Annotated in this window: 9 protein-coding genes; 3 read left to right on the top strand and 6 right to left on the bottom strand. The window is 62.8% G+C overall.

The window, feature by feature from the left end; translation table 11 throughout:
- Positions 1-197: 197 nt before the first annotated feature.
- Positions 198-1,451: a serine hydroxymethyltransferase gene (gene glyA, locus AC1RCO_RS24090; protein ID WP_019096025.1), complete on the bottom strand. Its 1,254-nt coding sequence runs from the start codon at positions 1,449-1,451 to the stop codon at positions 198-200.
- Between the two features lie 196 nt (positions 1,452-1,647).
- On the bottom strand, positions 1,648-5,496 hold the full coding sequence (locus tag AC1RCO_RS24085; RefSeq protein ID WP_011063570.1) for a bifunctional diguanylate cyclase/phosphodiesterase: 3,849 nt from the start codon (positions 5,494-5,496) through the stop codon (positions 1,648-1,650).
- A 282-nt stretch (positions 5,497-5,778) separates the two neighbouring features.
- Between AC1RCO_RS24085 and ettA the strand changes: the two genes are divergently transcribed.
- Positions 5,779-7,443 carry an energy-dependent translational throttle protein EttA gene (gene ettA / locus AC1RCO_RS24080; RefSeq protein WP_011063569.1) on the top strand — a complete coding sequence of 555 codons (1,665 nt, stop codon included), beginning with the start codon at positions 5,779-5,781 and terminating at the stop codon, positions 7,441-7,443.
- A gap of 287 nt (positions 7,444-7,730) precedes the next feature.
- Entirely contained in the window at positions 7,731-9,068 is a 1,338-nt protein-coding gene (gene gdhA / locus AC1RCO_RS24075) for an NADP-specific glutamate dehydrogenase (RefSeq protein ID WP_019093991.1), read from the top strand.
- Between the two features lie 6 nt (positions 9,069-9,074).
- Here gdhA and AC1RCO_RS24070 read toward each other — a convergent pair whose 3' ends face one another.
- The 4 genes from AC1RCO_RS24070 to AC1RCO_RS24055 form a co-directional block, all read right to left on the bottom strand.
- Entirely contained in the window at positions 9,075-9,566 is a 492-nt protein-coding gene (locus AC1RCO_RS24070) for a GreA/GreB family elongation factor (protein ID WP_019093992.1), read from the bottom strand.
- 73 nt (positions 9,567-9,639) lie between these two features.
- Entirely contained in the window at positions 9,640-9,996 is a 357-nt protein-coding gene (locus AC1RCO_RS24065) for a hypothetical protein (RefSeq protein ID WP_011063566.1), read from the bottom strand.
- Between the two features lie 159 nt (positions 9,997-10,155).
- Positions 10,156-12,009, bottom strand: coding sequence for an Lnb N-terminal periplasmic domain-containing protein (locus AC1RCO_RS24060; protein WP_492618113.1), 1,854 nt, complete (start codon positions 12,007-12,009; stop codon positions 10,156-10,158).
- A 92-nt stretch (positions 12,010-12,101) separates the two neighbouring features.
- Positions 12,102-12,590 carry a DUF3015 domain-containing protein gene (locus AC1RCO_RS24055; protein ID WP_011063564.1) on the bottom strand — a complete coding sequence of 163 codons (489 nt, stop codon included), beginning with the start codon at positions 12,588-12,590 and terminating at the stop codon, positions 12,102-12,104.
- Between the two features lie 276 nt (positions 12,591-12,866).
- On the opposite strand from AC1RCO_RS24055, the gene AC1RCO_RS24050 reads away from it, so the two are divergent.
- Positions 12,867-15,305 carry a Lon protease family protein gene (locus tag AC1RCO_RS24050; protein WP_015637098.1) on the top strand — a complete coding sequence of 813 codons (2,439 nt, stop codon included), beginning with the start codon at positions 12,867-12,869 and terminating at the stop codon, positions 15,303-15,305.
- The last annotated feature ends 127 nt before the right edge of the window (positions 15,306-15,432 follow it).

Here is a 15,432-nt window from a genome sequence, read left to right as displayed (position 1 = left end):
ACCGGTCTGACCAGTGGTTTTTCCTCCCCTGGCCACTGTAGCCGGTGTCGCAGGCTGCGATCGGCCGGACCAGCCGCCCGGGTATCCTGCGTTCGCAAGACCTCGCAGGCTCCTTTCACCGCCTGTCTGCGCGGCCCTGCGGGCACAAAAAAGCCCGGCACTGGGCCGGGCTTTTTCTGCTGCGGTCTGCGGGCTGATTAAGCGCCGTATACCGGCAGCTTCTTGCAGATGGCCTTGACCTTCTCACGCACGGCGTCGATCACCGCTTCGTTGTTCAGGTCCGCCAGGATGTCGCAGATCCAGCCGGCCAGTTCCTTGCACTCGGCTTCCTTGAAGCCACGAGTGGTCACGGCCGGAGTACCGAAGCGCAGGCCGGAGGTGACGAACGGGGAGCGTGGATCGTTTGGCACGGAGTTCTTGTTCACGGTGATGAAGGCTTTGCCCAGAGCGGCGTCAGCGTCCTTGCCGGAGATGTCCTGCTTGATCAGCGACAGCAGGAACAGGTGGTTCTTGGTACCACCGGACACCACGTCGAAACCGCGCTCGATGAACACTTCGGCCATGGCCTGGGCATTCTTCACCACTTGTTCCTGGTAAGCCTTGAACTCAGGCTGCAGTGCTTCCTTGAAGCAGATGGCCTTGGCGGCGATCACGTGCTCCAGTGGGCCGCCCTGGGCGCCAGGGAATACGGCGGAGTTCAGCTTCTTCTCGATGTCGGCGTTGGCGCGAGCCAGGATCAGGCCGCCACGTGGACCGCGCAGGGTCTTGTGGGTGGTGGTGGTGACCACGTCGGCGAATGGTACTGGGTTCGGGTAGACGCCAGCGGCGACCAGACCGGCCACGTGGGCCATGTCGACGAACAGGTAGGCGCCCACTTTGTCAGCGATTTCGCGGAAACGCGGGAAGTCGAGGATCTGCGAGTAGGCGGAGAAACCGGCCACGATCATTTTCGGCTTGTGCTCGACGGCCAGGCGCTCGACTTCGTCGTAGTCGATCAGACCGTTGGCGTCGATGCCGTACTGAACAGCGTTGTACAGCTTGCCGGAGGAGGAAACGGCAGCACCGTGGGTCAGGTGACCGCCGTGGGCCAGGCTCATGCCCAGGATGGTGTCGCCACCTTGCAGCAGGGCCAGGTAGACCGCGGCGTTGGCCTGGGAGCCGGCGTGTGGCTGGACGTTGGCGTAGTCGGCGCCGAACAGCTCCTTGGCGCGGTCGATGGCCAGCTGTTCAACCACGTCGACGTATTCGCAGCCGCCGTAGTAACGCTTGCCCGGGTAACCTTCGGCGTACTTGTTGGTCAGTACCGAGCCTTGAGCTTCCATCACCGCTGGGCTGGTGTAGTTTTCCGAAGCGATCAGCTCAATGTGCTCTTCCTGGCGCTGAGCTTCTTGCTCCATGGCGGCAAAGAGATCGGCGTCGTACTTGGCAATAGTCAAATCACGGCTGAACATGGCGGTCCTCAAGGATCGGGGGCAGAAAAGGGAGGCATTCTAACCCAATGGGTTTTAGATGGCATATGAAAGGACATCATGTCGCAGACAAGTGGCCTTCACTTGGGTACGGGCTTGTATAGGAGCTGGCTTGCCAGCGAAGAGGCCCCTGAGACCGCCTTCGCCGGCAGGCCGGCAATTACGCAAGCAGGGGATGTTAGTCGAACATGAACAGGGCGTCGTTGCTGAACTGCGCCTCGAAGCGGTTGGCCGGCATCGGCCGGCCGAACAGGTAGCCCTGGACCTCGTCGCAGCCATGTTCGCGCAGGAACTCCAGCTGTTCGTGGGTTTCCACGCCTTCGGCGATCACCGCCAGGTTCAGGCTGTGGGCCATGGCGATGATGGCGCGGGCGATCTGCGCATCCTGCTCGCCGGACGGCAGGCCGTCGACGAAGGTGCGGTCGATCTTCAGCACGTCGATGGGGAACTGCTTGAGGTAGTTCAGCGATGAGTAGCCGGTGCCGAAGTCGTCCACCGCGATGCTCAGGCCGAGGTTCTTCAAGCCATCGAGAATCTGCATCGCCTCGCTGACTTCGCGCATCAGGATACTTTCGGTCAGTTCCAGCTCCAGGCACGCCGGTGGCAGGCCGGTGTCCTTGAGGATGGTGGCGATGCGCATGCCCAGCTGGCCGTCGGAGAACTGCCGGGCGGAGATGTTCACCGAAACCTTCGGCACCCGCACCTTGGCCTGGTGCCAGGACTTGAGCTGGCGGCAGGCTTCGCTGATCACCCAGTCGCCCACATCCACCACCAGCCCCAGTTCTTCGAGCACCGGAATGAAGTCACCCGGCGGTACCAGGCCGCGACGCGGGTGGCGCCAGCGCAGCAGCGCCTCGGCGCCGGTCAGGCGCTTGCCGTCACCGCTGAACTGCGGTTGGTAATAAAGCACGAATTCCTCCTGCTCCAGGGCGTGGCGCAGGTCGCTTTCCAGTTCCAGGCGCTCCAGGGCGCTGGCGTTCATGTCTGCCTGGTAGAACTGGAAATTGTTCTTGCCGCGTTCCTTGGCGTGGTACATCGCGGTGTCGGCGTTCTTCATCAACTGGCTCAGCTCGTTGCCATCCTGGGGGCTCAGAGCGATGCCGATACTGGCGGTAACAAAGAACTCGCGGCCTTCGAGGACGAAGGGTTTGACCAGGCTGGCGAGAATCTGCTCGGCCACATGGATCGCCCGGTTCAGGGCCATCTCGCGGCTGGAGCGCGGCTGCAGGAGCAGGGTGAATTCGTCGCCGCCCATGCGTGCCACGGTGTCGTCGTCATCGACGCAGCCCAGTAGGCGCGTGGCCATTTCCTTGAGCATGCGATCGCCGGCGGCATGGCCCAGGGAGTCGTTGATCGGCTTGAAGCGGTCCAGGTCGAGGAACATCAGCACCACCCAGGACTTCTGTCGTTCTGCCGATTGCAGGGCGGTGTGCAGGCGGTCCTGGAACAGAGTGCGGTTGGGCAGGTGGGTCAGGGCGTCGTAGTAGGCCAGGCGGTGGATGCGCTGTTCACTGGCCTTGCGTTCGCTGATGTCGCTGAAGAAGCACACGTAGCTGGCCAGGTCGCCTTCATCGTCGAGCACTGCGGTGATCCCGACCCACGCCGGGTAGTGCTCGCCATTGCGGCGCTTGAGCCAGACTTCGCCTTCCCAGGTGCTGTGCTGGTTCAGTTGCTTGAGTACATAGCGCAGGTGGGCTTCCTGCTGGTCGTCCACGGTGAGCATGTTCGGCAACTGGTCGAGCACCTGGGACACCGCGTAGCCGCTGACCCGGCTGAACGCCTCGTTGGCCTGGACGATATAGCCGGCGGGGTCGGTGATCAGGATCGCCGAGGTCGAGTGCTCGAATACCGTGGCCGCCATGCGCAGGTCCTTTTCCGCTCGGCGCTGCTGGCTGATGTCGCGGCCGACCCCGAGCACACCCTCGAAGGCGCCATGCTCGTCCCACACCAGTACCAGGCGCAGCTCGATGGGGATCTTGCGGCCATCGGCCCGCAGGCAGTCGAACAGGAACAGCTGGGTCTGCACTTGGCTGCGCAATTGCGCCAGTTGCTCGGGTTTGTCCAGGGCCTTGCTGACCCGGTCCATGAGGGTGTAGATGCCGCTCAGCTGCTGCGGGTTGGCGATGGTCGACTGCCAGCCGTTCTGGAAGATCCACTCCACGTCGTAGCCGAGCACCGCGTGCACCGAAGGGCTGACGTAGTTCAGCGAAAGCTTGCTGTCGGTGGAGAAGATCACATCGCTGATGCTTTCGGCGAGCATGCGGTAGCGCTGCTCGCTGTCACGCAGGGACTCGCTGGCCTCGATCTGGTCGGTGATGTCCTTGGCCACGCCGATGATCCGTGTCACCTGGTCGTAGCGGTCCCGGGCCAGGGCCTGCTCGCGGATCTCGAAGCGCCGCCACTGGCCGCTGCGGTGGCGGAAGCGCAACTGGCATTGCAGGAGTTGGGCGTAGGCCGAATGCCGCTGCTCCTGGCGCAGGCGGTGATAGAGGTCGGCGTCTTCCGGGTGCAGGAGGATTTCCCAGAAGTATTCGCCCATCTGGTGCAGCTCGGTCTTGTTGTAGCCCAGGGTCTGGCCCAGGTGGTGGTTGCTGAAGATCATCCGTTGGCTGATCACGTCCTGCACGTACAGGTGATCGGGCACGGTGCGCACCACGTCCGACCAGAAACCTTCGCGCTCCAGCAGTGAAAGTTCGATCAGCTTGCGGCTGGTGATGTCGCTGATGCTGAGGATCACCGCGCTGTAGTCCGCGATGGCCTCGGGCAGGCGCAGGACCAGCCACAGATGCTGGTCGTTGCCCTGGGCGTCGCTGAGCTTGATCTCCAGTTCCAGCTGTTTCTGCTGGTTGATCACGGCTTCGAGCAACTGGCTGCCGATGGCGTTGCCGTTCTTCGGGCTGCCTTCGATCAGCAGTTGCCAGGCCTGCTCGCTGGATTCGACGTTGAGCAGGCGCAGGGCAACCTGGTTGACCTCGGTGATGCGCAATTCACTGAGCAGTTGCAGGCGGTGGCCAGGATCGCTGGCCTGCCAGCGCTTGAGTTGGTCGCTGTTGTGCAGGTTGTGCTTGTCGAGCAACCCTGGAAGCCCGGAGATATCCATGACGCACAAGGCCACGCCGGTGCCTTCGAAAATATCCTGATAGCGCCGCCGGCCTTCGTGCAGTTGGCGCTGGCGCCGGCGCATGTTCAGCAGGGCGATCACCGGCAGCAGGGAGAAGGCCAGGCCCAGCAGGCACTTGCCAATGAAGGCCGGCAGCAGCGCCTCGAGCACGGCCCGCTGGTCGAACAGGCCGCGCAGTTGCCAGTCGCTGTTGCTCAGGGGCACCAGCAGTACGCTGCTGGCCATTTCGTCGGGATCCAGCATGCCTGGGGTCGAAGTGCTGCGCTCATCGCGCTTGATCACCTGGTGGCTGAGGCGGTTCTCGATCACCCAGGTGGGCTTGAAGCCTTCTTCGCTTTGCCGTACCAGGGTCTGCAGAAAGCTTGGAGCCAGGCGCAGGACCCAGTAGCCGCGGCTCCCGCCGCTGGACTGGTGCAGCAGGACATGCACCACCGAGCCATCGGCGGGGTTGCTGTAGTAGTAGCGTTGGGCACGGCTGCGCTGGACCAGCTCGGCGAGCCACAGGGCGTCCTGGCTATCGGTGGCGCTGTCGCTGAGGATCTGCCCCTTGCTGTCCAGCAGGGCAAAGCTGCGTACGTCCGGCAGCGAGCGCTGGAGTTTCTGAAGCAGTTGCTGTTGCTGCTGGCTGTCTTGCGGTGCCTCGATGATGGGCAGCAGATTGAGGGCGATCTGGGCGTTGAGCGCCAGGTTCAGGCTCAGGTGGTCGGCCAGGTCGGCGCTGTAGTCGATGGCATGCTGACGCTGGTCCTGGCGGGTCTGTTGCAGTTGATCGAGCAACTGCCAGAATAACAGGGCCAGCAGCAACAGCACCAGCGTCGCCAGTGCGCCTTTGAGTGTGCCACGCATAGGATAGGCCGGCCCGGGGGCAGCGGCGCGCGCGGGCTTTGGCGAAGTGACGTTGAACAAGCTGTGATCCTGCGGTTTGGCTGGGCTGGCGCGACGTGCACTATAAGCCGGACGCCCGAAGGGCGGCTAGCATGCCTTGAGTTGTGGCAAAGTGCCAGTCCCGCCTGGCTGGACCTGGATCGTGCATTGAGGTAGTTTTGCCGGTTACGCGGGAGCGTTCCAGCTCCAGACAATCAGGCTTTTTCCGCCCGTCGGTATTGATCATGGTCAATGCCGGCGCAGCGCATGGCCTGGCCCGGGCCCGGCCCGTTCTATTCATCTGTCACTGACGCTAGGTTCACCATGGCTCAATACGTCTTCACCATGCATCGGCTGGGCAAGGTTGTTCCGCCGAAGCGGGAAATCCTGAAAAACATCTCCCTGTCCTTTTTCCCTGGCGCCAAGATCGGCGTGCTGGGCCTCAACGGTTCGGGCAAGTCCACGCTGCTGAAGATCATGGCCGGCGTCGACACCGAGTTCGAGGGCGAAGCCCGCCCGATGCCGGACCTGAACATCGGTTACCTGCCCCAGGAACCCCAGCTGGACCCGGCCAAGACCGTGCGTGAAGTGGTCGAGGAAGCGGTCAGCGTGATCAAGGACGCCCAGGCGCGCCTGGACGAGGTCTACGCCGCCTATGCCGAGCCGGATGCCGACTTCGACAAGCTGGCCGCCGAGCAGGCCAAGCTGGAAGCCATCCTGCAGGCCAGCGACGGCCACAACCTGGAGCGCCAGCTGGAAGTGGCCGCCGACGCCCTGCGCCTGCCGGCCTGGGACGCCAAGGTCGAGCACCTGTCCGGTGGCGAGAAGCGTCGTGTGGCCCTGTGCCGCCTGCTGCTGTCGGCCCCTGACATGCTGCTGCTCGACGAACCCACCAACCACCTGGACGCCGACTCCGTCGCCTGGCTGGAGCACTTCCTCCACGACTTCCCGGGCACCGTGGTCGCGATCACGCACGACCGTTACTTCCTGGACAACGTTGCCGGCTGGATTCTGGAACTCGACCGCGGCGCCGGCATTCCTTACGAGGGCAACTACTCCGGTTGGCTGGAAGCCAAGTCCGACCGTCTGGCCCAGGAATCCAAGCAGCAGTCGGCCCATGAAAAGGCCATGAAGGAAGAGCTGGAGTGGGTGCGCAAAGGCGCCAAGGCCCGCCAGTCGAAATCCAAGGCTCGTCTGCAACGCTTCGAGGAAATGCAGTCCCAGGAATTCCAGAAGCGCAGCGAAACCAACGAGATCTACATCCCGGCCGGCCCGCGCCTGGGTGACAAGGTCATCGAATTCAAGAACGTCACCAAGGGCTACGGCGATCGTGTGCTGATCGACAACCTGTCGTTCTCCATGCCCAAGGGCGCCATTGTCGGCGTGATCGGCGGTAACGGTGCCGGTAAATCGACCCTGTTCCGCATGCTCATGGGCAAGGAAACCCCGGATTCGGGCAGCATCGAGATCGGTGAAACCGTGCAGCTTGCCTGCGTGGACCAGAGCCGTGAGGACCTGGACGGCAGCAAGACCGTGTTCCAGCAGATCTCCGACGGCTCCGACCAGATCCGCATCGGCAACTACGAGATCCCGTCTCGTACCTACGTCGGCCGTTTCAACTTCAAGGGCGGCGACCAGCAGAAGTTCGTCAAGGACCTGTCCGGTGGTGAGCGCGGCCGTCTGCACCTTGCCCTGACCCTGAAGGAGGGCGGCAACGTCCTGCTGCTCGACGAACCGTCCAACGACCTCGACGTCGAAACCCTGCGTTCCCTGGAAGAAGCCCTGCTGGACTTCCCGGGCGCCGCGATTGTGATCTCCCACGATCGGTGGTTCCTGGACCGGGTGGCGACTCACATCCTGGCGTATGAAGACGACTCCCAAGCGGTGTTCTTCGAAGGCAACTACACCGAGTACGAAGCCGACCGCAAGAAGCGCCTGGGCGAAGCCGCAGCGCAACCGCACCGGGTACGGCACAAGAAGCTGGCCTGATCGGGCAGCTGCTTGAAAAAACGGAGCCTTCGGGCTCCGTTTTTTTATGCCTGGCAGAAACCTGGGCGGTTCATTCGGGGGCGTGGCTCAACGTTCAAAGTGAGTGCAAAGCAGTCAATTTTTGTCACCAATTCGGTGCGTAAAACACCTGTAGAACCGGGCTATTTATATTTATTGCACCATTTAAATTCATATCTGCGACATTTTGCGCTGTCGCGGTGCGGATTGAATTGATAAAGTCCCGGGCAAATCTCTTCTTAACGACAATAAATTTGCCGAGACTTCCCATGATCGAATCCGTCGAAGACTTCCTCGCCCGCCTGAAAAAACGCGACCCGGACCAGCCTGAATTCCATCAGGCGGTGGAAGAGGTCCTGCGCAGCCTCTGGCCGTTTCTCGAAGCCAATCCGCACTACCTGAGCTCCGGTATTCTCGAGCGGATCTGCGAGCCGGAACGCGCGGTGGTGTTTCGCGTGTCGTGGGTCGACGATCAGGGCAAGGTCCGGGTCAACCGCGGCTTCCGCATCCAGATGAACAGCGCCATCGGCCCGTACAAGGGCGGCCTGCGCTTCCATCCCTCGGTCAACATGGGCGTGCTGAAATTCCTCGCCTTCGAGCAGACCTTCAAGAACTCCCTGACCTCCCTGCCCATGGGCGGCGGCAAGGGCGGTTCGGACTTCAACCCCAAGGGCAAGAGCGACGCCGAGGTGATGCGCTTCTGCCAGGCCTTCATGAGCGAGCTGTACCGGCATATCGGTGCCGACGTTGACGTCCCGGCCGGTGACATCGGCGTGGGTGCCCGGGAAATCGGTTTCCTCTTTGGTCAGTACAAGCGCCTGAGCAACCAGTTCACGTCGGTGCTGACCGGCAAGGGCATCAGCTACGGCGGCAGCCTGATCCGCCCCGAGGCCACGGGCTTTGGCTGCGTGTACTTCGCCGAGGAAATGCTCAAGCGCCGCGGTGATCGGGTCGAAGGCAAGCGCGTGGCGATCTCCGGCTCCGGCAACGTGGCCCAGTATGCGGCGCGCAAGGTCATGGACCTGGGTGGCAAGGTGATCTCCCTGTCCGATTCCGAAGGCACCCTGTATTGCGAGTCGGGCCTGAGCGAAGAGCAGTGGCTGGCGGTACTGGAACTCAAGAACGTGCAGCGTGGGCGTATCAGCGAGCTGGCGAGCCGGTTCGGCCTGGAGTTCCGTGCCGGCAAGACTCCGTGGGACCTGCCGTGCGATATCGCCTTGCCTTGCGCCACGCAGAATGAACTGGACGCCGAGGCGGCCCGTACCCTGCTGCGCAACGGCTGTACCTGTGTCGCCGAAGGTGCCAACATGCCGACCACTCTGGAGGCTGTGGATATCTTTATCGACGCGGGCATCCTCTTCGCCCCGGGCAAGGCGTCCAACGCCGGTGGCGTGGCGGTGAGTGGCCTGGAAATGTCGCAGAACGCCATGCGCCTGCTGTGGACCGCCGGTGAAGTGGACAGCAAGCTGCACAACATCATGCAGTCGATCCACCACGCTTGCGTGCACTATGGCGAAGAGAATGGCCGGATCAACTACGTGAAGGGTGCGAACATCGCCGGCTTCGTCAAGGTCGCCGATGCCATGCTGGCCCAGGGCGTGGTCTGAACCGTCTCAGGCCGGTTCGATGCGGATGATCTCGATCAACTGATTGCCCGCCGGCCTTTGCCACAGGACTTCGTCCCCCGGTTGCGCTCCCAGTAGGGCACGACCCAGGGGCGAGGCCCAGTTGATCAGCCCCTTGGCCGCATCCGCTTGATCCTCCCCCACCAATTGCACGCTTTGCTGGCGATCCTGTTCATCGGCGAAGGTCACCCGGCTGCCGATCTGCACCTTGTCGGTTGAATTGGCCGGCGTCACCACTTGGGCGCTGTGCAGGCGCTGGGTGAAATAGCGCAGGTCGCGCTCAAGTTCGGCCATTCGCTGCTTGTCGGCGTCATCCCCCAGGTCGTTTTGCTCGCTGTGCTGGCTGTGCAGCAGGGCAACCCTGGCCTGCAATTCGGCAAGGCCCTGGGGCGTGACGTAATTGGGCTGGGCGCTGATCTGGCGCTCCACCGGCTGCTCGGCCTGGGCGGCTTGATCTTCATTGACGAAAGCGCGGCTCACGGTTTTCTCCTTGAAGGGAGGCGGGTGGACCATGGTTGCAGGCTTTTCACCTGGGCGGTTACCTGAAAGCGACCTACGGCGAACGATAGGCCCGGGCCGCATCGCGGTCCTTTTCCTGCTGCCAGGCTCGCTCGCGCTCGTCCCAGTGCCGCTCTCGATACTCGTTGCGGTCCTGGTTCTCCAGCATGGCCTGGCATTGGCGGAAACCATCGTTCCAGCCTTCGGCGTATTGCGCGTCCTTGAGGTAGCGCGGTACGTCCTTGCGAAACTCTCCGCTCATGGAGCCTGCCGCCTGGCGGCCGCTGACGCAGCCGGCATCGAAGCCATCGGCAAAGGCCGGCGGATAGCCCTGCGCCAGCAGATGCTCATGGGTTGATTCACAGCCACCGACTAGCGCCAGCAACAGCGCTGCCCACCCGTACCGCCACATTTTCGTCTCCCAGGCTTCCTCTGCGTGAAGTCTAGAAGGGCGTTTGTCAGCAAGCCGTGAAAGCCGGGTGATCAACCCATTTATCCGTGGCCGCTGGTGCAGGCTGCGACAAGGTTCGCAGCACCTTCCAGGGCCCTTGAGAGCGGCCTCTGGCTGCCTTTAGTAGTGATACCACTTGAGTTCGAGCATGACCTCGTTGACCGGAGTCGCCAGTTGGCTGAACTCCCGCTGTGCGCTCAGGCGCAGGCCCAGGTTGCGCGACAGCTCCCACTGCTGGTTGAGGCTCAGGCTGCGGCGTACCTCGCCATTGGTGAAGTAGTCGCCCTTGGCCTCAAGGCTGAAGTTGCCCAGCGGGTTTTTCCACAGCAGCCCGGAGTTGAAGCCCGCTGCCGGGGCGATGAAACCGGCGAAGTCGGCGTTGTGCTCGACCCGCACCGTGCCCAGGACAAAGCCCAGGGTGTCCTCGCCCAACTGCCAGGTGCCGCCGGCCCCGCCGTTGACGTGGCTGACCAGGGTCTCGTCGTCGTGTTTGCCCGGTACTCGCTCCAGGCCGCCGGTGACCTGCCAGGACCAGGGTTGCAGCAGGTCGTTGCGTGGGGTCAGGGAACGGATGGTCGCCAGGTCCAACTGTTGCAACTGCCAGTGGTTGCCTTCGTACTGGCGCAGCTTCATCTGCAGGATCTCGATCTGCGCCCCCAGGGGGAAGCCTTCGGCGTTGTCGTTGAGGTCGTGATAGGCCATGCGCAGGCCGTACTCGGCGAAGGCCTTGTCGTCCCGGGTGCCGACTCCCAGCTGCCAGGTGCGCGACTGGTGGCCGTCTTCCGGCAGGCCGGGGCGCTGGATCTGCAGCTCCGGTGCCGGGTTCTGGTTGATTGCCCGCAGCAGTTCGAAACTGCGTTGCGAGCGCTGCGCATCTCGTTCCAGGCCGTTGGCCCGGTAGCGTTCAAGACGGTAGGCGGCATCCACGATCAAGGCCTGGCGATCCCGGGGCAGAGCCTTCAGCTCAGGCGCCTGCAATTGCTTCTGGTCAGCGCTGACCTTGAGCACCCATTGCTGTTCTTCCGGGTCCAGGGGCTGGGCGCGGCTCAGCAGCTCCCGCTCCCGGGACGGGCGATAGTCGATGCGTTCCACCAGCCCGGCGTCCTTGACTGCCTTGACCGTATCGGTAGGGATCGCCGTCAGCGGGAACTGTTCGGTCAGGCGCAGGCTGGGGCGCGCCACTTGCAGCAGTTCCAGCAGCCGGTAGGAGCAGTTTTCATCGAAGAAGAAGTAGTCGAACTTGATCTGCTTGAGTTCCCAGACATGCTCCACCATGCGTTCGGTTTCGGCCTGGGTCAGGTTCAGGCGGTACTCCCACAGGTCGCGGTTTTCCAGGCTGCGGTATTCCGAGAGCTTCTCCTGGTAGGGCACCAGAGCAAACAGCCCCGGATAGCCGCCCATCAGGCCTTTCCAGGCGTAGAGAATGCTGTTGTCCGAGCCCTCGATATAGGCCCCGAAGTTGATTGCGTAGCTGAGCAGCGCGGTGTTGTTGCTCTGTACGTCCGCCTGATCGATGCGCAGCAGGGTGTGGCCGAACATCGACGAGGGGCTGTTCAGGTAGGCCGCGGGAAAGATCATCACCGTGCTGTGGGGCGAGACATCCTTGAACCATTGCTTGAACTCGGCGCACTCCACCGCAGGCAAGTCATTCAGGCCCAGTTGCGCCTTGAGCCAGCGGGTGCGGGACGGGTAGACGCACTGGGCATGCTGGTCACCCGCATCGGCGGGGGCATAGAGGGCGTTCAGGGTCGCGGCCAGCTCAGCGTCGGGATGATGGGCACCGTCGGCAGCGAGGAAGAATTTCGGGTCGCTGACATAACTGCGCCAGCCGCCGAGCTTGGCAGTTTCGTAGTGACCTATGGATATCCAGAAGGGGTCATTGGCCAGTTGCTGCAAACGTTGAGGGTCGATGTGAGGCGCGGCATGCAGCGGGGCGCAGACACAGAGCGCCAGGTAGGCAAGGCGTTTGAGCATGTTGGGCAACTTAAGTCGGAAATACAAAGACCCAAGGTGGGCAAGGTCCGGAAAATAAAACCCGCTCCTCGCGAGGAGCGGGTGGGGCGAGCTTAAGCTGGGGTTGCGTACTTGGCCAGGCGCGCGTCGTTTTTCAACACGGCCAGGGTATTGGTGTGCACATCTTCCGCGGTCACGTCAGCCTTGCTGAAGATCTGTTGGAAGTGCTCGTGGGTAACCGCGGCAAAGTGCGCGCGATCCTCAGGGGCTACACCGAGTACCACGGCGTAGGTGGTCAGGGCTTCGCCTTGACCCTTGGCCATGTCTTCGGAGAGCTCGTTCATCATGCCGTTCATGGCGAACCAGGACTTGCCGCCATAGGTCAGCGAGGCATTGGTCGAGCAGCCGTTGGTACCGGAGGTCATGCCGAAAGTGGCGTTGCCTGAGGTGCCGTTGGTGGTGGATGCGAGGAAGTGCGCCGGAGTGCCGCGCTGGCCTTCGAACAGCATGTTGCCCCAGCCGCAATCCGGGCCGCCTGGCGCCTGGGCCATGGCGTTGAGGGATACAGCGGTGAAAAGAGTACCGAGAAGAATCCGTTTCATAGCGTTGTTCTCTTTGTGTGCATACCAATGGACAGGGAGACTGGCCCGTGCGGGCGCCAGTGGGCCGGTTATCTATCCAGCCGCGCAGTTTGGAGTTTAGGCAGGTTCCTCAGGTTCCGTAACTATTTACAAAACAATACCTGAAACAGCTGGTTTTACTTGGTGCGGGTCGTGGCCTGCGGCTTGTCTATGCTTTCCCCTGAGGCGCGCCTTGCCAGCCGGGCATACCCGGCGCCAGAATGCCGCCATCTGCCCCGCCTGATGTAAGGAAGCCCGATGCCTGATCCTGTTGCTGCCAGCCTGCGTCTTGCGCCTGAAGCGCTGACCCGTCCTTTCTCTGCTGAACAGTTCAGCTTCTCCACCACCAATGATCTGGAGCCCTTCCGCGGTGTGCTAGGCCAGGAACGTGCGGTCGAAGCCTTGCAGTTTGGCGTGGCCATGCCGCGCCCCGGCTACAACGTCTTTGTCATGGGCGAGCCGGGCACCGGCCGCTTCTCTTTCGTCAAACGCTATCTGAAGGCCGAAGGCAAGCGCCTGCAGACCCCGTCGGACTGGGTCTACGTCAACAACTTCGACGAGCCCCGGGAACCCCGGGCACTGGAGCTGCCAGCGGGGGCCGCGGGCAGTTTCATCAGCGACATCAACGGCCTGATCGATAACCTGCTGGCCACCTTTCCGGCGGTCTTCGAGCACCCTTCGTACCAGCAGAAGAAGAGCGCCATCGATCGCGCCTTCAACCAGCGCTATGACCGCGCCCTGGATGTGATCGAGCGCCTGGCCCTGGAAAAGGACGTGGCGCTGTACCGCGACAGCAGCAACATCGCCTTTACCCCGATGTTCGAAGGCAAGGCCCTGGACGAGGCTGAGTTCGCCCAGTTGCCCGAGGCCGATCGCGAACGCTTCCACGAGGACATTTCCGCCCTGGAGGAGCGCCTCAACGAAGAACTGGCGAGCCTGCCGCAATGGAAGCGCGAGTCGAGCAACCAGTTGCGCCAGCTCAATGAAGAAACCATCACCCTGGCCCTGCAGCCCTTGCTCGCGCCGCTGTCCGAGAAGTACGCGGAAAACGCCGCGGTCTGCGGTTACCTGCAGGCCATGCAGGTCTATCTGTTGAAGACCGTGGTCGAACAACTGGTGGACGACAGCAAGACCGACGCCGTGGCGCGCAAGCTGCTGGAAGAACAGTACTGCCCGAGCCTGGTGGTCGGTCACCCGGCCAGCGGTGGCGCCCCGGTGGTATTCGAGCCCCATCCGACCTACGACAACCTGTTCGGGCGTATCGAGTACAGCACCGACCAGGGGGCGCTCTACACCACCTACCGGCAGTTGCGCCCTGGCGCCTTGCACCGGGCCAATGGCGGTTTCCTGATTCTGGAAGCCGAGAAGATGCTCAGCGAGCCCTTTGTCTGGGACGCGCTCAAGCGTGCCCTGCAATCGCGCAAGCTGAAGATGGAGTCGCCACTGGGCGAGATGGGCCGCCTGGCCACTGTGACCCTGACGCCGCAGGTGATTCCGCTGCAGGTCAAGGTCATCATCATTGGCGCCCGCCAGTTGTATTACACGCTGCAGGACCTGGATCCGGACTTCCAGGAGATGTTCCGGGTACTGGTGGATTTCGACGAAGACATTCCGATGGTGGACGAAAGCCTGGAGCAGTTCGCCCAGTTGCTGAAAACCCGCACCTCGGAAGAGGGCATGGCGCCACTGACCGCCGACGCCGTGGCGCGGCTGGCCACCTACAGTGCGCGCCTGGCGGAGCATCAGGGACGCTTGTCGGCGCGTATCGGTGATCTGTTCCAACTGGTCAGCGAAGCCGATTTCATCCGGCACCTGGCTTCGGATGAAATGACCGACGCCGGGCATATCGAGCGCGCGCTGAAGGCCAAGGCCACGCGTACCGGGCGGGTGTCGGCGCGGATTCTCGACGACATGCTGGCGGGCATCATCCTCATCGACACCGATGGTGCCGCGGTAGGCAAGTGCAACGGCCTGACGGTGCTGGAGGTCGGGGACTCGGCCTTTGGCGTGCCGGCGCGGATCTCGGCCACGGTCTACCCCGGCGGCAGCGGTATCGTCGACATCGAGCGCGAGGTCAATCTCGGCCAGCCGATCCACTCCAAGGGGGTGATGATCCTCACGGGTTACCTGGGCAGCCGTTACGCCCAGGAGTTCCCCCTGGCGATTTCCGCGAGCATCGCCCTGGAGCAGTCCTATGGCTATGTGGACGGTGACAGTGCTTCGCTGGGCGAGGCCTGCACGCTGATTTCGGCGCTCTCCAAAACCCCGCTCAAGCAGTGCTTCGCCATTACCGGCTCGATCAACCAGTTTGGTGAGGTGCAGGCGGTCGGCGGGGTCAACGAGAAGATCGAGGGCTTCTTCCGTCTGTGCGAGGCCCGTGGCCTGACCGGGGAGCAGGGGGCGATCATTCCCCAGGCCAACGTCGCCACACTGATGCTCGACGAGAAGGTCTTGCAGGCGGTGCGAGCCGGGCAGTTCCATGTGTATGCGGTGCGCCAGGCCGATGAGGCCCTGAGCCTCCTGGTGGGCGAGCCTGCTGGCGAGCCGGATGCCGAAGGGCAGTTCCCCGAGGGCAGCGTCAATGCGCGTGTGGTGGAGCGGCTGCGGGTGATTGCCGAGATGATCAGCGAAGACGACCTGAAGGAGGCCGAGAAGGAACAGGCCCAGGAGGCGTTGGCCGATACCAAGCCGGCGTGATGCTGTTCGATGGCGAGGGGGGTGTTCCCTCGCCATCGGCGCCAGGCCGCTGACGCCAATTTTTCAAAATAGACCATTCGGCGCCTGTTGGATCGGTCAACTTTGTTTATCAGGCTTTTCTTCTATT

It is taken from the genome of Pseudomonas sp. GW823-FHT03E05, from assembly GCF_058796855.1.
The sequence above is the reverse complement of the archived record's forward strand: the minus strand, read 5'-3'. Positions and strand labels throughout refer to the sequence as shown.